The 19,410-nt window shown below is 42.4% G+C and carries 18 protein-coding genes and 1 pseudogene; 9 read left to right on the forward strand and 10 right to left on the reverse strand.

Annotated elements, in window-relative coordinates:
- The first annotated feature begins 115 nt into the window (after window positions 1-115).
- Window positions 116-841 carry a FadR/GntR family transcriptional regulator gene (locus ACZ5Q0_RS03395; RefSeq protein WP_446819380.1) on the forward strand — a complete coding sequence of 242 codons (726 nt, stop codon included), beginning with the start codon at window positions 116-118 and terminating at the stop codon, window positions 839-841.
- 28 nt (window positions 842-869) lie between these two features.
- Here the strand turns inward: ACZ5Q0_RS03395 and ACZ5Q0_RS03400 are convergent, their stop codons facing one another.
- From ACZ5Q0_RS03400 to ACZ5Q0_RS03430, 7 genes are all read right to left on the reverse strand, one after another.
- On the reverse strand, window positions 870-1,817 hold the full coding sequence (locus tag ACZ5Q0_RS03400) for a L,D-transpeptidase family protein (protein ID WP_446819379.1): 948 nt from the start codon (window positions 1,815-1,817) through the stop codon (window positions 870-872).
- A 96-nt stretch (window positions 1,818-1,913) separates the two neighbouring features.
- Window positions 1,914-2,795, reverse strand: a complete 882-nt coding sequence (gene sdaAA / locus ACZ5Q0_RS03405; RefSeq protein WP_446819377.1) for an L-serine ammonia-lyase, iron-sulfur-dependent, subunit alpha — start codon at window positions 2,793-2,795, stop codon at window positions 1,914-1,916.
- Between the two features lie 18 nt (window positions 2,796-2,813).
- On the reverse strand, window positions 2,814-3,446 hold the full coding sequence (gene sdaAB, locus ACZ5Q0_RS03410) for an L-serine ammonia-lyase, iron-sulfur-dependent subunit beta (protein ID WP_464827283.1): 633 nt from the start codon (window positions 3,444-3,446) through the stop codon (window positions 2,814-2,816).
- A gap of 411 nt (window positions 3,447-3,857) precedes the next feature.
- Window positions 3,858-4,706: a metal ABC transporter permease gene (locus tag ACZ5Q0_RS03415; protein WP_446819375.1), complete on the reverse strand. Its 849-nt coding sequence runs from the start codon at window positions 4,704-4,706 to the stop codon at window positions 3,858-3,860.
- On the reverse strand, window positions 4,706-5,473 hold the full coding sequence (locus ACZ5Q0_RS03420) for a metal ABC transporter ATP-binding protein (protein ID WP_446820716.1): 768 nt from the start codon (window positions 5,471-5,473) through the stop codon (window positions 4,706-4,708). The genes ACZ5Q0_RS03415 and ACZ5Q0_RS03420 overlap by 1 nt, the downstream gene beginning before the upstream one ends.
- Before the next feature lie 48 nt (window positions 5,474-5,521).
- Window positions 5,522-6,388 (reverse strand): metal ABC transporter solute-binding protein, Zn/Mn family, encoded by an 867-nt coding sequence (locus tag ACZ5Q0_RS03425; RefSeq protein WP_446819373.1) that lies wholly within the window; start codon window positions 6,386-6,388, stop codon window positions 5,522-5,524.
- Between the two features lie 20 nt (window positions 6,389-6,408).
- The gene (locus tag ACZ5Q0_RS03430) at window positions 6,409-6,834 is read right to left on the reverse strand and encodes a Fur family transcriptional regulator (protein ID WP_446819372.1); all 426 of its coding nucleotides are present in this window, start codon (window positions 6,832-6,834) and stop codon (window positions 6,409-6,411) included.
- A gap of 330 nt (window positions 6,835-7,164) precedes the next feature.
- Here ACZ5Q0_RS03430 and ACZ5Q0_RS03435 point away from each other — a divergent pair, with 330 nt between their 5' ends.
- Window positions 7,165-7,548 (forward strand): Ig-like domain-containing domain, encoded by a 384-nt coding sequence (locus ACZ5Q0_RS03435; RefSeq protein WP_446819371.1) that lies wholly within the window; start codon window positions 7,165-7,167, stop codon window positions 7,546-7,548.
- A gap of 292 nt (window positions 7,549-7,840) precedes the next feature.
- Here the strand turns inward: ACZ5Q0_RS03435 and ACZ5Q0_RS03440 are convergent.
- The 3 genes and pseudogenes from ACZ5Q0_RS03440 to ACZ5Q0_RS03450 form a co-directional block, all read right to left on the reverse strand.
- A pseudogene (locus tag ACZ5Q0_RS03440) lies at window positions 7,841-9,892 on the reverse strand (thioredoxin domain-containing protein).
- A 253-nt stretch (window positions 9,893-10,145) separates the two neighbouring features.
- Window positions 10,146-10,979, reverse strand: coding sequence for an amino acid kinase family protein (locus ACZ5Q0_RS03445; protein ID WP_446819370.1), 834 nt, complete (start codon window positions 10,977-10,979; stop codon window positions 10,146-10,148).
- Window positions 10,980-10,982: 3 nt separating this feature from the next.
- Window positions 10,983-11,201, reverse strand: a complete 219-nt coding sequence (locus tag ACZ5Q0_RS03450) for a hypothetical protein (protein WP_446819368.1) — start codon at window positions 11,199-11,201, stop codon at window positions 10,983-10,985.
- A 600-nt stretch (window positions 11,202-11,801) separates the two neighbouring features.
- On the opposite strand from ACZ5Q0_RS03450, the gene ACZ5Q0_RS03455 reads away from it, so the two are divergent.
- The 7 genes from ACZ5Q0_RS03455 (at window position 11,802) to ACZ5Q0_RS03485 (ending at window position 19,386) form a co-directional block, all read left to right on the forward strand.
- Window positions 11,802-12,512, forward strand: a complete 711-nt coding sequence (locus ACZ5Q0_RS03455; protein WP_446819366.1) for an ABC transporter ATP-binding protein — start codon at window positions 11,802-11,804, stop codon at window positions 12,510-12,512.
- On the forward strand, window positions 12,509-14,191 hold the full coding sequence (locus ACZ5Q0_RS03460; protein ID WP_446819364.1) for a COG1361 S-layer family protein: 1,683 nt from the start codon (window positions 12,509-12,511) through the stop codon (window positions 14,189-14,191). The genes ACZ5Q0_RS03455 and ACZ5Q0_RS03460 overlap by 4 nt, the downstream gene beginning before the upstream one ends.
- The gene (locus ACZ5Q0_RS03465) at window positions 14,184-15,536 is read left to right on the forward strand and encodes an ABC transporter permease (protein WP_446819362.1); all 1,353 of its coding nucleotides are present in this window, start codon (window positions 14,184-14,186) and stop codon (window positions 15,534-15,536) included. Before ACZ5Q0_RS03460 ends, ACZ5Q0_RS03465 begins: the two co-directional genes overlap by 8 nt.
- Window positions 15,537-15,710: 174 nt before the next feature.
- Complete coding sequence (locus tag ACZ5Q0_RS03470) at window positions 15,711-16,133, forward strand: hypothetical protein (protein ID WP_446819360.1); 423 nt, start codon at window positions 15,711-15,713, stop codon at window positions 16,131-16,133.
- A gap of 297 nt (window positions 16,134-16,430) precedes the next feature.
- Complete coding sequence (locus ACZ5Q0_RS03475; protein WP_447182706.1) at window positions 16,431-18,692, forward strand: MASE3 domain-containing protein; 2,262 nt, start codon at window positions 16,431-16,433, stop codon at window positions 18,690-18,692.
- A gap of 237 nt (window positions 18,693-18,929) precedes the next feature.
- Entirely contained in the window at window positions 18,930-19,112 is a 183-nt protein-coding gene (locus tag ACZ5Q0_RS03480; RefSeq protein WP_447182707.1) for a hypothetical protein, read from the forward strand.
- Window positions 19,113-19,137: 25 nt separating this feature from the next.
- The gene (locus tag ACZ5Q0_RS03485; RefSeq protein WP_447182862.1) at window positions 19,138-19,386 is read left to right on the forward strand and encodes a spore coat protein; all 249 of its coding nucleotides are present in this window, start codon (window positions 19,138-19,140) and stop codon (window positions 19,384-19,386) included.
- The last annotated feature ends 24 nt before the right edge of the window (window positions 19,387-19,410 follow it).

Here is a 19,410-nt window from a genome sequence, read left to right on the forward strand (position 1 = left end):
TAGCTTATGTTAAGGGAATACCACTCCTTATTTTGCACCCTCCTTATGGATACGGTACAATAAAATAAGGAATTTGATATTCCCTTTCTTATTGGCAATGAAAGCAGGTGTTTTATTGAGTTTTCAACCTATAAAGACTAAAAAAATCTATGAGGAAATCGTTGAACAGTTAAAAGGTATGATGAGCCGGGGAGATCTTAAACCAGGAGATAAGCTTCCATCCGAACGGGAAATGTCAGAATCCCTGGGAGTCAGCCGGGCTTCAGTACGGGAAGCCCTAACTGCTCTGGAGGCAATTGGCATTTTAGATATACGACCAGGTGAAGGCACCTTTGTTCGGCAGACTAATATTGCGGAAACCTTTGAGCCCCTGGCCTTGGTGCTAGCAGTAGAACGTAATCCGGCCGCCCAGTTAATGGAGGTTCGCCGGGTTATTGAAACTGAATGTGCAGCACTATCAGCCCAGCGAGCCAGTAATGAACAATTAGAGCAGATTAAAATAAGCCTGGAAATGATGAAAGCCGCCGAAACCATCCCACTAGCGGTTGAATACGATCTGAAATTTCACTTTACTATAGCTGAATCGACCCAAAACACCATCTTACTAAGAATGATGAATACGGTAGCAGATTTAATGCATAATACTTTTCGGCGTGATCGGGAAAAACTCTATTCCCAGCCGGAAAAAAGTATCCAGATTCTTCAGGAACACGAAGCCATTTATGAAGCTATCCTCAACCGTAATCCATCCCTGGCCCGGAAAAAAATGCTGGAACATATTAACAACATTGAGAATGGTATTGGAGCAGGATTAATCCCCTTAAACTCCAACATTTCATAATCAAAGCTGTTTTTACAATCGCACTACATTATTTAATCATCCCCAGGGCCCGGTAGGTTTCTTCATTCATTTCTCCATTAACGGGGAGCACATTCCAGGCCTGAAAATATTTTACGGCAAATTCAGTCATACTACCATAACGCCCATCAGCCTGATCAAATATATACCCCAACTCTTTCAGCCGACTCTGCACATAGACTACATTTTGGCCGGAAGAACCTTTTTTCATCTTAACCGGCTTAAACTCATCCGGGAAAATCCTCCCTTTATTTACGATTTTCACCGTAGTAAACATGGGAATAGTAGGATAAAGCTTTTCCACATCCCGGTTAAACATCCTTATACAACCATGTGAGGCATAAGTACCAATTGAATAAGGTTTGTCAGTCCCATGAATCCCATAAATTCCCCAGGGAACGTTTAAACCCATCCACCGTGTTCCGAATCCATTACCCCAGTTAAGAGATTTATGAACTATTTTCCATTCACCTAATGGTGTCGGAGTTTTACTTTTGCCCACTGCCACCGGATAGGTAACAGTAAGATTATCGTTTTCATAAACACTTAGTTTTCGAGTGGCTACATCAATGACAATTAATACCTGGGGCGGCTTATTTTCCTGAGTTTCAGTTATACAGGGTGCTCCTTCTTCAGCCTGCCAGAGCTCCTTCCAAACTGGTCTGGTAACCATTCCGGTATCTTTTAGGCCATGGGCTATCTGAAATAAGCGTACCGCTTTGGCCGTCTGCAGGTTAAAACTTCCATCCGGTGTTATATCATAACCCAGTTCTTTTAAACGGGCCTGTAGCATCCATACCGCCTCACCTTCAATACAGGGACTGCTATAATATAAAACCGGATAGTCAGTTTGATCTATGCGAATTATCTGATTATCCGATTCGGCATAGGTTTCCTGACATAAACAGCAGAGGAATACACCTATTATAAAAAAAAGAAACCATAGACTTTTACGCAACTTTATAAACCCCCCCATTCTCATTATGAGCTTATAGTGCCCATAAAGGGCCACAAATAAGCTCCTTTTTACCGGGAAATTGATTCCTTTTACACACTATTCAACCGCCCCCAAGATATTCCTGGAAAACTCTACAGCAGTAGGAGTCAGGGCACAACCTCCTCCAGCCGTTTCCCGCAGATCAGGAGACAATAACCGGCCCACCCTATACATGGCCCCAACCACCTCATCAAAAGGTAAAAAACTGTTTACTCCTGCCAAAGCCAATTCAGCACATATTAATGCATTAGCAGTACCAGTAGCATTTCTTTTTGAACACGGCACCTCTACCAATCCAGCTACCGGATCACACACTAATCCTAACAAACCCTTTAGCGCCATAGCCGCCCCGTTCAGACATTGTTCGGGGGTACCCTCCCCTAGGAAAACAGCCGCCGAAGCTGCCATAGCTGAAGCTGAACCTACTTCCGCCTGACAGCCTCCCTCTGCCCCTGACAAGGTAGCATTAATAGCGATAATTTTACCGACCGCACCAGCTACGAACAGTGCATCAACTGCCTGTTGATCAGATAGACTTTGTTCTTCTGCCAGTGTAATAATTATACCCGGAACAATTCCGCTGGCCCCGGCAGTTGGTGCTGCCACTATTCTTCCCATAGCAGCATTTACCTCAGTTACTGCCAGCGCATAACTGACCGCTTTGATAAGCATTGGGCCGCAAAAATTCGAACCCTTTAAACGCTTATAAAGCCGGGCCGCATTTCCACCGATTAGTCCCCCCACTGATTTAATATCAGGATCAAGACCCTTTTCCACAGATTCCTTCATTATTATATAGTTCTCTGCCATCGCATTCTTAATTTCCTGGACAGATCGGCCCGTTTCTTCCTCCTCCGACCTGATTAAGATATCAGAGATACCTAAATCATGCTGCCTGCATAAGGCCAGCAATTCTTGACCACTATTAAATTGATACATTTTGATCCATCCCTTTCACTATCCTGGTGAATCAATAGATATAATCCCTTTAATAAAGGGGATACCCGATAATTCCTGCATCGTTTCCCGGGCTACCTGCTGGTCAGTTTCAATAACCATACAAGCCTCACTACCGCGCGACTGGCGGAAAACCTTTAAAAAAGCAATATTAATCTTATGATCAGATAATAGTGAGGTTAGCTGGGCAACAATCCCCGGCTGGTCGGAGTGGCTGGTAATTATAGTAGGGTAGCGGCCGGTGAACTCCACCCCTAAGCCATTAATGGAAGTTATCAACACATTCCCTCCTCCTACCGAGGAGCCTATAACCTCACATTTTTCCCCTTCATCAGTAAACACAATTATTTTTACCGTATTGGGATGAACATCACCAAGATCAACACTGAAAAATTCGTAATCTATCCCCTGTTTAACCGCCCACTGGTATGAATCCCTTATCCCTTCATTATCAGGACTTAAGCCCAGGATTCCTCCTAAGAGTGCCCGGGCCGTACCATGTCCCTTATAAGTACGGGCAAAAGAGCCATGTAGATGAAACTCTACCCGTTTAAAATCCTGACCACAAATGGCCCGGGCCAAATTTCCCAGCCGGGCTGCACCTGCAGTATGGGAACTAGACGGTCCTACCATAACCGGACCAATTACATCAAAAATGCTTACCGACGTAGTAATCACTCCCCAGCATTCCTACCAGTATTATGGCAATTTTATAGCTAAAGATACATTTATCCCCGGTTTCTTCTAAGTATCCCTTAGAAAATAAATAAGCACCGGTACCATACCTTTTTTATGGATCAAAAACCTAATGCGTTATATACAAAATATTTTTTCGAGTGATGGAAAATTTAGAAGAAATTACGGTAGGCACAACCCCTGGCATACCAAATACTAGTCAAAGGGTGCCTAGAATTAGGCCGAAATAAAAAAAGGCCGGGCGGCCTTTTTCAAAAACTAACTATTTACTTCATAACGTTCCCCATAACGTTCCCAACGAACAAAATCATCTAGCTCCTTTCGAGGTGGCACCTTACCATATATCGTTTACAAATCACCCGAGGCAATTCTCTCGGTTGGTTTCCATCTGGTCAACCGGGCAGTTAGCCCCTGCCCGGCCAGAGAAATCAAAAAGCCGCCTCCGGCTACCAGTATGATCGTGGCTCCAGAGGGAAGATCGAACAAATAGGAAAGGTAGAGTCCCCCGGTGGTGAATATAATCCCTAAAAATACTGATAAACACATCATAGTACCTAATGAGCGCGTATACTGCCCCGCAATAGCAGAAGGCATGGTGAGCAGGGCAATTACCAAAATTATCCCTACCGCCCTAATCATGACCACCACCGTAAGGGCAATAATAAAATACATCAATAAATTATAAAAACGTGTTGATAAACCACTGACCTTGGCAAACTCCTCATCAAAAGCTACTAATTTAAATTGGTCATAAAATAGAAATACTAAAAAAACAATAAATAAATCCAACAGCAAAATCAGGAGTAAATCCTCCCGGGGAACCGCCAGAATACTCCCAAACAGATAACTCATTAAATCAGCAGCATACCCAGCAGAGAGTTTAACAAAAACTACTCCTAAAGCCATTCCTACAGCCCACATCATACCAATGACCGTGTCTTCCCTTTCCTTCATGCGCAGGCTTACCTCTCCCATAGCCAGAGCAGAAACGGTCGTAAAAAGCGCCGCCCCTATCATGGGATTAATCCCTAGGTAATAACCCAGGCCAACTCCACCATAGGCAGTATGGGAGATACTACCACTGATAAAAGCAATCCGACGCACCACCACATACGTCCCCACCACACCACAGGCAATACTTACCAGCAACCCTACCAGTAAAGCATTGCGCATAAATTCATACTGTAAAATCTGCATTATGATCCCACCACCCCATCATGAGGATGCAGCACCCGGTGAGGAACCCCATGGGCAATTAATTCTACCGGACACTGGTAAGCTTGTTCTAGCATCTTCGGGGTTATCTCTTTATCATGTTGATAATATAGGGTACGGTTCAGGCAGGCTATAGCACTAACATAAGTAGAAATAGCCGAAATATCATGGGAAACTAAAACTATAGTCATATTGCGATTTAGCTCTCTTAAAAGTTCATAAAACCCTGCCTGAAAACGGCTATCCAGGCTGGCAGTAGGTTCATCCAAAAATAATATACGGGGATTATTAACCAATGCCCTGGCTACCAGAACCCTTTGCTTTTCGCCTCCGGATAAATCCCCGATTTGCCGGTGACGTAATTCATACATTTCCACCTGCTGTAAAGCCCGCCGGGCAGCTTCCCGATCCGCTTGGCTAAACCAGCGTCCTTTACGCTGTCCTAACCTGCCCAAAAGTACGACCTCCCGTACACTCACAGGAAATTGACGTGCAAAAGCTGCGAACTGGGGAACATACCCAAGCAGCCGGCGGCTTTGAGCAACCGGCTTTCCGTAAATTCGAATTTCTCCCTGCTGGGGCTCCAGCAATCCCAGCAGGCAGCGCAGTAAGGTAGTTTTCCCCCCCCCATTGGGACCTATAATTCCTAAAAAATCGTCGGCGAAAACATCCAAGTTAATATTTTCCAGCACCGTCCGTCCCGAAAAAGCCAGGTAAAGGTTTTTAACTTCAATGACCGGTCTATTCATGATCTCCAATATTGTTGTTACCCCTTCCCATACCGAAATATTCTTAGTCTATTGGCCCTGGCTGTTTAATACCCTTTTTAAAGTACTGCTAGTTAGCTGCATATTCTGCAAATAATCACCGGCTAAAGGATCTAGGAGGACCACTTCTCCCCCCAGTTCCCGGGCTAATGCCTCTGCACTTCTGGAACTATGCTGGGGTGAAGCAAAAACTGTCTTAATTCCTACTTCTTTAGCCCAATTAATCAAATCCGCCATTTCCCGGGCAGTAGGTTCCTTACCTTCAGTCTCAACTGCTTTTTCCTCCAGACCATATTCGGCGGCAAAATAACTCCAGGCTGGGTGGTAAACCAGAAAACAACTGGTTTTAACATCCTTTAGATCAGCACGAATTTCCTGATCCAGGCGGTCCAGATCGCTGATCAACCCTTGCAGGTTTTGCTGGTAAAAGGCCTGGTTAGGTTTATCCAATTGGCTAAGGGCCTGGTATATTATCTGGGCCTGTATCTTGAATAATCGCGGTGATAACCACACATGAGGATCATTATTAACCAGGTCAATCATAGCTGAAGTATCAACCACCTGCATATCCTGGTTAGCTGAGGCCAAACGATCCATCCAGGCTTCTTCAAAATCAAGGGTCCCGACCCGAAAATAAATGTCGGTATCAGCCAGTTTTTTTATCTGACCGGGATTAGGTTCAAAAGTATGAGGATCAGATCCTGGAGGTATCATAACCTGCACCTGCACCCGTTCCCCTCCAATACGGTTAACCAGGTATTCCTGGGGCACAATACTAACCGCTACCCGTATCAGTTCATCTGATCCTGCACTACTTACTCTTTCGCCAGTACTACAACCTGCCAGCAATGACACCATTAAACAGATAAGTATACCGGTGGATATTAACCTTTTCATTCAATCAGGGTCTCCCTTCATTATTTATCTCCCCTAGTTTTTTGACAGGCCCGGCAATAGCCGGTTATCTCAAAATGGTGAGTATCAACCTTAAATCCACTTTCTTGAATCACCTGTTGTACTTTTCCCTGCATAGGACACACCCCTATTTTTATGGTTGCGCCGCAATTCAAACAGACCAGGTGATGATTATGACCACGATTAAGCTCGTACCTGACTGGACCATCATGTAAATCCAACCTGCTGACCAGCTCAATTTCCGCCAAAAGGTTTAGATTACGGTAAATAGTAGCTACCGAAATCCCTGGCTGGATTTTTTGCACCTGTTCGTCTATTTCCTCCACTGTCAAATGACGATCATTCTCAGCTAAAACTTGTAAAATAATTCTTCGCTGGGGGGTTACTTTATAACCCCGGGCTACCAGCTCATCAATTATATTAGGCATTAATAATCCCTCCTAAATAGGAATCACTACTATTTAGGATTATATATTATTTAGACTACATTGACAATTCTTCCCGTGAACAGAATCACTTATGCAGTACATAAAAAAAACTGCCCTACCCAGCAGTTTAAAACGGGACGGTTTTTGACCTGTTTATTCGGCATTTCAAGCGGGGAAGGTTCCTGAATTGATTTATATTTATAGAAGGCTTTTGAAACCTATAGCCATTTCGCTGAATTTTAGTCGGTATAAATAGATGAGCAAGTAGCACAACGTAAACGGTTTACATACTATGCATTAAAATAATGAGCCGTTAGGAGGTTGTACATTTTGCCAAATAATTTAATCCCAGGGCAAAAGCCCTTGAAATTTGTACGTTCTATTCCTGCCAGTAGATCAAAAAAGGTATCCCCCTTTATAAAAACCATCACCCTGATTTTTGATAAAAATGTGGTTAATAACTCTGTCTGGGATAAGAATCGCACCATGATAACCATGTTCGCCGGTGACCGTAAAATTCCTATTAAAGTTGTCCGCATACCAGATACAGTTGATTTTTCTCAACGCCAAAAGATTTTCGTAAAGCCCCAGGTGACCCTGGATTCTTTTACTAAATTTACCATACGTATTTCCGCAGGTCTAACTGCCAAAAATGGGGAAAAACTGGGTAAAACAGTATTGGTTACCTTCACCACTGGAAGTAAAGGAAAATAAGCTTTATCATCCCCCATAAAAAGAGCGGAGCTATAACAGCTTCGCTCTTTTTTAAATCGCATTAAGCATCTGTTTCCTTTATACCTGATTCCTTTCGCAAAGTAAACTAACCCGACTATTCATCTCCGGCATTGCATGCACAGAATAAACGCCAGTTACACCGATAGAATCAAGCGGAAATGGTACTTGACTTGACTTGACTCCACTAGAATCTTAATCTTCCGGGGATTACAGGCTAAGCCTGCTAAGAACTTTTATTACGCTGTAAAGCAGGTACAGTAAGGGAATAGTCTTATAGCATGGCTAAAAGCTGCTCCGCCGAATTAGCCGGTATCTGGCAGGCAAAGTTTTCACACAGATAGGCGGTAGGTTGGCCGTCCAGCATTTTCATATCTTTAAGATAGGGTGCAGTAGCCATTAATTCGGAACTTTTATTATTAAGTACTATTACTGTATCAGGTAAAAAACGGGTATTTAAAACGGTTAACATCTCCCGGGTACGATTATCTTCCAGATCACCAACAATGACCACCTCCCGGGGAGCACTCCGGGCAAACCAGAAGGCTGTCAGGAAAAAAGCATGTCCTACTGCTGCTTCAGCAATACCGGCAGCAAACACTTTAAACTGGCGCTGGGCCTTTTCCTCCCAGGTGCCATCACCAGTTAAACGGGCCAAACGTGCAAAATTTAAAGCTGCCACAGAATTATCGGAAGGAATGGCTCCATCATAAGCTTCTTTAGGTCGGGCCAATAATTGTTCAGCATCCCGGCCGTAAAAGAATAACCCACCCTGACTTTCATCCCAAAAATAGAGCAGTTGATCCTGGGCCAATTCCCGGGCCAGCTCTAGGTAGCCAACATCATAACTGGCTTCATATAACTCGATTAATCCCCAAATCAAAAAACTATAATCCGCTGAATAGGCTGGGTATAATGCTTCTCCATCCCGGTAACGGGCCAATAACCTGCCATCTTCACGGCGCAATTTCTGCATAATAAAAGCCAAAGCCCCCTGGGCTGCCTGGAGATAGTCACGCTCACCCAGCACCCTGAAAGCGATAGCCAGGGCTGCTATCATAAGTCCATTCCAGGCTGTCAAAATTTTATCATCTTTATAAGGCGGAACTCGTTTTTTTCGTACGGTAAACAGTTTTTGCCGCTCGGCTTCCAGCTCCTGCCGTTCTTGTTCATTCAGATCATAATAAATTAAATTAGGAATGTTTATCCCCTCAAAATTCCCCTCCCGGCTAATACCGTAAACCTGGCAGAACCTCCGCCCTCTTTCCTCTCCCAGTACCGCCATAATTTCTTCTACTGTCCAAACATAAAACTTGCCTTCTTCTCCCTCAGAGTCAGCATCCTCAGCCGAATAAAATCCCCCTTCCGCTGCAGTCATATCACGCAATATATAAGCCAGGGTCTCCCGAACTACCCGGGCATACAGCGGATTACCAGTAACCTGGTAGGCTTCCGCATAAGCAATAACCAGCAGGGCATTATCATACAGCATCTTCTCAAAATGGGGGACCAACCATAGCTGATCAGTAGAATAACGGGCAAATCCAAAACCGATGTGATCATAGATACCACCCCGGTACATAGATTGCAGGGTTTTTTCCACCATCTCCAAAGCCTGCACCTTTCCAGTCATATAATAGTAGCGCAGGAGAAAATACAGGTTATGGGGAGTAGGAAACTTGGGAGCAGATCCAAAACCACCGTTTGCCTGGTCAAATAACTGCCGATAAGTTTGGTAAGCCTGGGTAAAGACTTCCCGGCTCAACTCTCCCTGGGCCCGCTTATCAGTACCCGCTTTTAACCAGTTAGCCACCTTATCACCTGACTGTAAAACCTGAGATCTTTCATTAGCCCATAAACCAGCAATTTTCGGCAGTAACTCCATCAATCCGGTCATACCGTAACGACTCTTTTTAGGAATATAAGTAGCCGCAAAAAATGGTTTTTTATCCGGGGTCATGATAATCGTAAGGGGCCACCCCCCATGACCAGTCATAGCCTGGCACACCGTCATATAAATATGGTCAATATCAGGCCGTTCTTCCCGATCAACCTTAATAGCAACAAAATCCCTATTTAATAACCCGGCCACTTCCTGATCTTCAAAGGATTCCCTTTCCATTTCATGGCACCAATGACAGGTTGGTTTCTATAACCAACACTATGAATACCCAATAGAAAGAAATATCGGCTTATCTTCAGCTTTTGCTTTTTCAAATGCTTCTTGGCTCCATGAAAACCAATCTACTGGGTTATGAGCGTGCTGTAACAAATAAGGCGATTTCTCGTTTATCAATCTATTGGGTACAACATTATTGTTAGTCATTTTATCACCTTCCTTCATAAATATTTCACTTTAGTATGCCCAAAAACTTAAGGATATTGCTAAAAAAGCAATATCCTTAAGTTTTATTACTTGTATGGTATTATCAACTGCTGTAACCGCTAAACACAGCTTTAATATCCACGAGACAAGGAACCCGGCGACATACTTCATAACCATATTTATGTTTCGCTCCAAACCGCCCCTAGCAAAATAGGGGTCTCAATTGTCAATTGAGACCCCTATTCTGGTGTAGTTAAACATCTTTATAAATGATGGTGCCTACATGGTCACCTTCTAAGGCCCGGGTAATATTACCCTCTTTTAGTCCATTTATGATCTGAATCTGGGTTACGCTGTGGGCACTTAGCAGCATTTCTACCACTGTTCTTTCCACGGCCAGGTCATCCAGATTCATATCGATCAGTTCCTGAGCCCCGACCTTAGGAATTAGGGTAGCCTCTGGAACTTTCTTGGGATTATCCGTATAAAGCCCGTCCACATCCTTTACAAATATGCACTGGCGGGCTCCGATCACCTCAGCCAGAAGATAGGCTCCTACATCGGTACGGTTAGCCGGCAGCCGACCATCTTTGGGTAAATGTTCCCAGTAGCCGTAAGGAGGCATCCCATGAATTACTGGTATGCATCCCTGAGCAAAATAAGCTCCCATCTTAGGAATATCGTCATCACCTACTTTAATACCTCCATAGGGGCTTAAAAGGGTAGTTATAATTAAAGCATTTTGTTCGGAAACGCTCTGCCCTAATTTAGCAATAATACCAGTAGGCATGCCTAATTCCAGGGCAATAGCATAAACATGACGTGAACGGGTACCACCGCCGGTGGAGATTATCATTTTATGTTGGTCACTATTAGCAATGATTTCTTTTATTACTGGATTAATAGCTCGGGCACCTAAATCGGTGATGCTTTGCCCACCTACTTTTAATACCGAAACATCAGGAAAGACTCGAAAAGGTTCCTTATATTCAATACTGCTAAGGAAACTGTTACTGACCAGGGATTCACCCATTAATTTACTTTTAACGTGTAGTCTTTTACTATCCTTTTCTCGAATTAGTGCCATATCTTAATTATCCTCAGACTCGTTTTTATCGTGTTTTTTCGATTCCATAAATACTACCTGTGCCCCCATATGCTGGGCGATTTCTTCTACTTCCGATTTACGAATATGCTGGACATAGAAATCAACATCTGCCCCCACGACTGCCACTACTGTAAAATGAGGAGTTTTATCCCCTTCTTCCACATGACCACGCTGGCGTACAAAAATAACCGGCTTACTCATAGTTATCACCCTTCCTTAAAAGTTGTGATTCTACAAATTCTATCTATATATTTATCATATCACAGTTAATTCCAGTCCGACACTAAACCCATAAATCCAATACTATATTTATTATTATGCCCAAAAACTCACCTGATTCCCCCTTATCTGGCGCTTATAGTATTTTTTAAAAATTTTAACTGAATACTTTGAAAGTTATGACACTTCTTTTGCGTAGATTGCTTGAATACTATTTAAAATTTAAAAAATCTATATTGGTAATGTTTATGGCTAGTTTTAAAACCTTCCTATTATTAACTTCTTATAGACTTCGATGATTACGATCTGTGATTAAATAAGAAACGCTCAATTATAGATAATCCACTAAAGCTAACCAGTAAGACCATAAATCCTTAGTATAATTAGCCGGTTTAATTGGGCTTATGCAAACTGTTTCTACTCTTTAGGTTTTAAAGACACAGCAAGTATAGTGGCCAACGCTTTTGGAATAGTTCCCACACCTCTAGTTCTATTGTGGTAAACTCAAATTCAAAGAATACATGGTAAAGGAAAAAATTACGCATTTTTTAGTTTCCAATTCATTTTATTAGGGGGAGGTTTATGGTAAAGACGGCTGTTGAAGTAAAAAATCTGCGCAAGGTATACAGGCTGGGACAGGAAAAAGTAGTAGCATTAGATAAGGTTTCCTTTAATATAAACGTTGGTGAAATATGTTGTATTCTGGGCACCTCTGGATCGGGTAAATCTACTCTTTTAAATATGCTGGCCGGCCTGGAAAAACCCAGCCGGGGAACTATCAAGCTATTCGGTAAAAATATCGAAAAAATGGACGAGCGTCAACTAGCCCGTTTCCGCCAAAAGTATCTTGGTTTTATTTTTCAATCATATAACCTGCTGCCTGCTCTTACTGCACTGGAAAATGTTAGTTTACCTCTTGTTTTTCAGGGAATAAACCGGTCCCTTCGGGATCAAAAAGCTGCTAAAATTCTAACGGCAGTAGGTCTGGCTACCCATACCCGTCACAAGCCTTCCCAGATGAGTGGCGGCCAACAACAACGGGTAGGCATAGCCAGAGCATTTGTAAACCAGCCCCCTTTGATACTGGCTGACGAGCCTACCGGAAATCTGGATTCCAATACTACCCGGGAGATCATGCAGCTAATGGTGGAAATGGCCCAGACTCACCAGCAAACTCTCATTATTGTAACTCACGACCGTGATGTGGCTGCCTATGCAGAAAAGATTATACATATTTTAGATGGAAACATAGAGAACATAGAAATTTTATCCCCGAAAGGAGAGGAGTTATGAAAACCCCTATAACTCGTTTACCGGTATTTACCACCATAGCCCTTTTGCTTTTATATACCATAACCTTCATCAATAGCCCGGCAACTATGGCCGGCTCTATTTCCGGTGAAGATCCGCAAATCGTTATTGGCCTGGATAGCTGGATGCCGGTTTTCAATGCCGGCGAACAGACTGAGTTAAACATACCTATTAAAAATGTTCGCAGCGGTGCAGCCAAGGATGTAACCATGTCCCTGGTAGTCAGTGATCTTAATAACTTCCCTTTTGAAATGAAAAAAATGTCTTTTAGTAATTACATATCTCATTTTAGTGGTAATAGTAATACTTCATTCAGTCTAAAAGTAAATGTTCCAGCTAATGTTAAACCCGGTACTTATCCCCTGGAAGTATCCGTCTCTTATAAAACCGAAACCGGAGGAGGCGGCCAGGAAACCGCTACAGTTTATGTAAAGATCGTAAATGCCTTTAAACAGCCTGAATTGAAACTTTTTAATGTAACCTTGCCGGGAGAAAAGTTAGCCGCAGGCCAAACTGCTCCAGTTAAACTAAATATGCAAAACGACAGTGATTTACTGATTAAAAATGCCGAATTACACCTGAGCGGTTTTTCGCCTACCGGAATCAGTTTAGAGCAATCCCCAGATACTCAATACGTAAATTCTATTGAACCACATAAAATTCACCCGGTAACCTACCAATTACATGCTCATGCCAAAATGGAAAGTGGTACCTATCCCCTCGATCTTACTATAAAGTTTCGTGATAGCTACGATCGGGAATACGAGCAGCAGGCCAAGGTTTTTATCACTGTAGCTGGTAAAGATAGTCAGGATGATTTAACTCCCCGTATCATATTAGATAATTACTCTATCGGGGGTGAATATGCCCAGTGCGGACAATCCTTTCCATTGACCATGTTCTTCCTTAATACCAGTACAACTACAACCGTTAAAAATACTAAAATTAGCCTGGCTTCTGAAGGAGATGTTTTTGCCCCGGTCGGTAGTAGCAATTCTTTTTATATCCCCTCTATTGAGCCAGGATCCAGCATAGAAAAAACTATAGTTTTAAAGCCAAAGAACAATGCTGAACATCAAATATATACCCTTACTGCTAATATAGATTACCAGGATAGCAGCGGGAATAAGTATGATGAAAAAGATACCATCAGCATTCCGGTAATAAAGGAATTGAAGCTGGTCACTTCAGCAGTAGAAACTCCTGCCCAGGTTTTTGTCGGATCCCCGACGGGACTATCGATAGATATATACAATACCGGCCGATCACTGATACGTAACTTGATGGTACGTACTGAAGGGGATTTTGAAGTACAGGATGGTAACCTGTTTATCGGCAACATCGAAGCTGGTAAAGACGACTATTATGACGTAACCGTCATCCCCCAAAAGGAAGGCTCCCTTAAAGGGCAGGTTATTATGGAATATGATGATGAACTGGGACAGCATTTTACCCTGACTAAAGCATTTACACTCCAGGCAATGCCTGCACCTGAACCTCCTCACCCTGGTAAAGAAATGGCAGAAAAGGCTGGCCCTAAATCGGAACTTAAAAAATGGATGATCCCGGCTGGTATAGGAATGCTCTTAATTTTGGCAGTTATTCTCATGGTTCGCCGCCGCCGTCGCAAGAAACTGGAGGAAGTGACTCTAGATGAATAAACTGGACCTTTTTAAGATGAGTATAACTAACCTTTTCCGCCGTAAAACCAGAACTATTTTAACGGTATTAGGGGTAGTTATAGGAACCAGCTCTATTATTATAATGCTGTCTTTAGGAGTAGCTATGGATCAGAATTTTAAAGAACAGCTTTCCCAGATGGGCAGCCTTAATATTATAGAAGTACATGAAGGATATGAAGGATATAATCCTGGTCCAGTGTCACCCTCTAAAGACGGGGAAGTTAGGCTAGATGATCAGGCAGTGGCCCGTTTCGAAAGTATTCCGGGAGTAGAAGCAGTAATGCCAGAAAAGACCGCTTATGTGCGGATAGCTGCCGGTAAGCTGGTAGGTGATATCCCGGTTACCGGAATCCGTCCTGAACTATTGCCGGCTTTTGATTTTGAAGTTGAAGAAGGCCGGTTACTCCAGGCTGCAGACAAAGAAGCCATTATTTTTGGTAAACAGGTAGCTTATAACTTTTTCAATCCCCGTTTACACCAGCGTGAATTTAACTATGGTCCTGATCCATCGGCTCCTCCTCAGGTCAACCTGATCAACAATAATCTTTTACTCACTTCTGACATGACTTATGGAGAAAGGCGCCGCACTAATCCTGATGATAAACATAAACCGCCCCGGCCTTACCCAGTAAAAGGTGTCGGTATCCTTAAAGAAAGCAATAGCGAAAAAGATTACCGGGCTTACATGAACATGAGTTACCTGGGAGAAATATCCACAGAAAATATCAATAACCAGGCTGATGACCGGGAACGCCGGCGGCGAATGAATGAGAATGGCTATGAAACCATAAAGATTAAGGTTCCTGACATTCACCAGGTACAAACAGTACAAGAACAGGTTAAAAGTATGGGTTATCAAACCCATAGCCTCACTGATATCCTTGAATCTATGAAAAAGACCTCCCGTACTATCCAGGCTATCCTGGGTGGTATAGGAGCAGTTAGCCTGTTGGTAGCTGCCATTGGAATAACCAACACCATGATTATGAGCATCTATGAGAGGACCCGGGAAATAGGCATTATTAAGGTTTTAGGAGCAGATATAGCTGATATTAAAAGAATTTTTTTATTAGAAGCTGGTTTAATTGGTTTTGGTGGCGGTCTGTTAGGTTTAGCCATAAGCTATCTGGTATCACTGGGCCTTAACCAGGCGGCTGCACATTTTATGGGGGGGATGGGACCTCCTGGTCAAATCTCGGTTATTTCCCCGGTATTAGCATTATCAGCAGTAGCCTTTGCCACACTGGTGGGCATTATCTCTGGTTACTCCCCGGCCAGGAGAGCCATGAACCTAAGTGCTCTAGATGCTATTAGAAATGAATAGTCATCCTACACTGGCTCTATATAAATAATATACCCGGGGCTTGGATATGCTCCCTCAAAGTAGACAGGGGGCAGTTCATCGACCCTGGGTATACTATTTTCTGCATAAATTATTCACATAATGATGCTGCTTTGAATAAATAACCAGTACAACTAATCGAAAGGGAGAAATCAAATGGCTAAACTGTATTCAACCGGTCCGGTGGAAAATGCAGCAGCTAATGCCGCTATTAGCACCTGGGTTAAAGTTCTTAATAATAACCGGAATAAGGAGGTTACCGCCGATATTACCGTTTATAGTTTAAACGGCAATAAAAAAACCTTGTTCAGTGTGTCTCTTATTATCCCTCCCAACTCTAATGAATACGAAGTTTTCGATATTACCGGAATACTTCAGTATGAAGTACAGATTCTGCTTAGCCAGAATGACAATGTATTAGTGTCTGTGTGGGGGAAAGATGCCGATGCCAATTTACTCGCTTCCCATCGTTTTGTTCCTTCAGAACTTACCCTGTTATCTACCAGTACCATTCCAAAAACTACATCCAAAAATAAAGTACCAAAATCCCGCCCATCATCTCGACGCCGGACTTCGTAAAAATTTAGCAAAATTCTTTCGACAAATTTTCTAGCCGGAATACTTGCATAATAGCTTACTGTAACCTACATGAACAGCCACTTTAGTAAGAATTTTACAACCTAATCCTAAGCGTTTAAACTATTTCCTCTATAATTCAGGTTAATCAGCATACAAGACTCGACAGCAATTGCGGAGGAAAAACAATACAATTAGGGTATTGGTATAGAAAGCATTTGTCTGCTAGAATAGACCGGCCCCGGAAGTATGTGATGTTTTACCAGTTCCTAAATAACCTTAATCAGGTCTCTAAGGAAGGTGAAACGTTTGAAGGATACCCCTTTGGTAAAATTTTTTGCGCCAACTACGATCCCGGGACTATTGAAAAATTACCTGCTCATAGCTGCTATATGTATAATTATCGCCAGATTTACCGCCACAACATTATGGTATGCTAATATTAGCCTGACTCATATCATTATCGAAGGGTCATGCATATTTATTGCCCTATTGGCTTTCCTGGTTATGTGGACCACCCACTCCATGTGTTCCACACCTATGCATGTAGTTGGTTTTGGTTTTTTGATGGTAGCCATTTTTGACCTACTACACACCTACTTTTATCCACCTCTGGGACTTTATCCAGTGGGTTATTTTGATCTGACTATCCGCTTCTGGATATTGGGACGTTTCACTCAGGCCGTCGTTTTATTTCTGGCCATACACCAATTCCTGCAGATCTCACTAGGGAAATGGCTTTCTCTGGGAGTAGCTCTTGTATTGCCGTTGCTTACTGCCTATCTGGTAATTTCCTATCCAGCCATTATGCCGGTCCTAATTACTGAAAATGATCTTACTCCTGCGAAAGCACTTATGGAATACCTTATTATTGCTATCTTTGCTATTACCCTGGTTTCCACAGGTCGTCACCTAAACGAAAATGGGGTTTTCTCTCATAAAGCGATATTTATGTCCCTGTTACTGGCAATATCTGCTGAAGTATGTTTTATCGGTTTAGCTGGTACCAGTCCATTTTATAATGCTTTAGGACATATGTTTAAATTATCCTGTTACTACTATCTGTACAAAGGAATCTTTGCCAGTACCATACTATATTCATACAAAACCATGGCCTTTGCCAACCAGCATAATACTAATGTATTAAATGGATTGCCCCTGGGACTAGTTACCTTTGATAACCATTTCGTATGTACATTTGCCAACCATGAGGCCTGTAAAATCCTCCAGTGCACTCCCCAACAACTCCTAGGATACAAACTCGACCAAATACATCGCCAGCTATCATGTGATAATGATAGTTCAGCTGGAATTAAAAACCAATTTTGTGCCAGGGATACGATTAGCAATCTTCTTATTTCTATACGAAACTATAGTGGTGAGCCTATTAAAATTATCCTCAACGCTCGCTACCTGGAAACAGGGGCATACATGCTTCTTTTCTCTCCCGCCCAAAAAGAACAGGAACTACAAAACCTGCAACTCCAGACTCGCACCATTCTGGATTCAGTATATGACCTGGTTATCCTTACCGATAAAAATAACCGCATAATCACCTGTAATAAATCCTTTGAAAAGATCACCGGTTTAAGTCTAAATCAGGTTAAAGATCAAAACCTGGCTAAACTCTGCCGGAAGCTGCAGGTATCTTCCCCTTATAACTTAAGTAAAAGTTTACTTAATGTAGATTCTCCCCCATTATTTGAAGCCACACTAGTTTCACAGGTTGATCAACAAAAAAGAGAAGTACTAATAAATCCTTCTCCGGTAACTAACATAGATAATCAACTCATCGGATACATTATCTGTGCTACTGATATCAGTGCACTCAAAAATGAACAGGACAAATTCCTGCGTCAGGAAAAACTAGCCCTGGTAGGTCAAATGGCTGCCGGTATAGTTCATGAAATCAAAAACCCGCTTACCACCATAAAAGGCTTCAGCCAGTTCCTGGGAACTGATGATATAACCCCTGCCGAAGCAAAAGAATTTGCCAAAATAATTGAAGAAACTACTGATGATATTAATCGTGTTATTATAGATTTTCTGACTTTTGCCAGGCCCCGGGCTGCCGATATGAAAAAAGTTTCTGCCCATCGCCTCATCGAATCTGTGCAGCCAATGTTAGAAGGAACCCTTTTCATGCGTGGAATTTCACTTAAATATAATATTGATAAACAGGAAGCCACCATCATGGCTGATGAATCCCAACTAAAGCAGGTGCTGCTTAACCTGGTTAAAAACGCTATAGAAGCTGTACAACAGGAAAAGCATCCCTGGGTTAGAATATCTACCGGTATTAAGCCCCAGTTCAATATGATGTACATCAAAATAGAGGATAACGGGGTTGGTATTAGCGAAGCAGAACAGAAATGTCTAGGAACTCCTTTTTTTACTACTAAGGAAAAGGGCACTGGTCTAGGTCTTAGTATTTGTTTTCAGATTATTCAAGAACACGGCGGTAATATTAGTGTAAATAGCCAACCCGGCCAGGGAACCACCTTTACCATCCTTTTGCCCTGTATTGATATAGATAAAAAGCCCCTCTCTATGAGCTCATAAATGCACTACACTAAGATTATGCATTTGGGTATCTTCTTGTTCAACTTGGCTATTAATGGACGGGATTACGCTTAGGATGTTTGCCCTTGGCTGAGCTTAATACTATAAAAAATTAAAAATGTTTCTTTATTTGGTATTTAGATCAACCTGCACATTATTATTCTTGTATATGGTCAAAAAAAATACACAAGCTATACCTGTGTTGAAGATTAATCCAAAGAAAGGAGTGCTAAGCTAGTGAATCTGAATCAGATGGAACTTCAAAATCTCAGGCATCTTATTGGCTCCCATGCCACAGCCGAGAAAAAGCTTAACTTCTATTCCGAGCGGTGTTCCGATCCACAGGTAAAGCAGCTTTTCCAACAATCAGCCCAATCCGCCAGTCAAACCCGCCAGAAGCTTATGACATTTTTAGGGTAAAGGAGATGAGTAAATGACCAAACACATGCAAGATAAAGAAATGGTAAATGATGTTTTAGCATCGGTAAACAGTAGTCTTACTGGATATGCCAGTATTATCACCGAAACGGCCAATCAGCAATTAAGGCAATCACTGCAACAAATTCGCAATTCGGATGAACAATTCCAATACCAATTGTTTCAATTAGCTTCTCAAAAAGGGTTTTACCAGCCGGCCGAACAAGCCAGCCAGCAGGATATTCAACAGGTAAAATCTCAAGTTGGCAGTTCCTAAAATTTGAAAAGCAAGTCAAGGAAT

It is taken from the genome of Syntrophomonas erecta subsp. sporosyntropha (assembly GCF_055395365.1).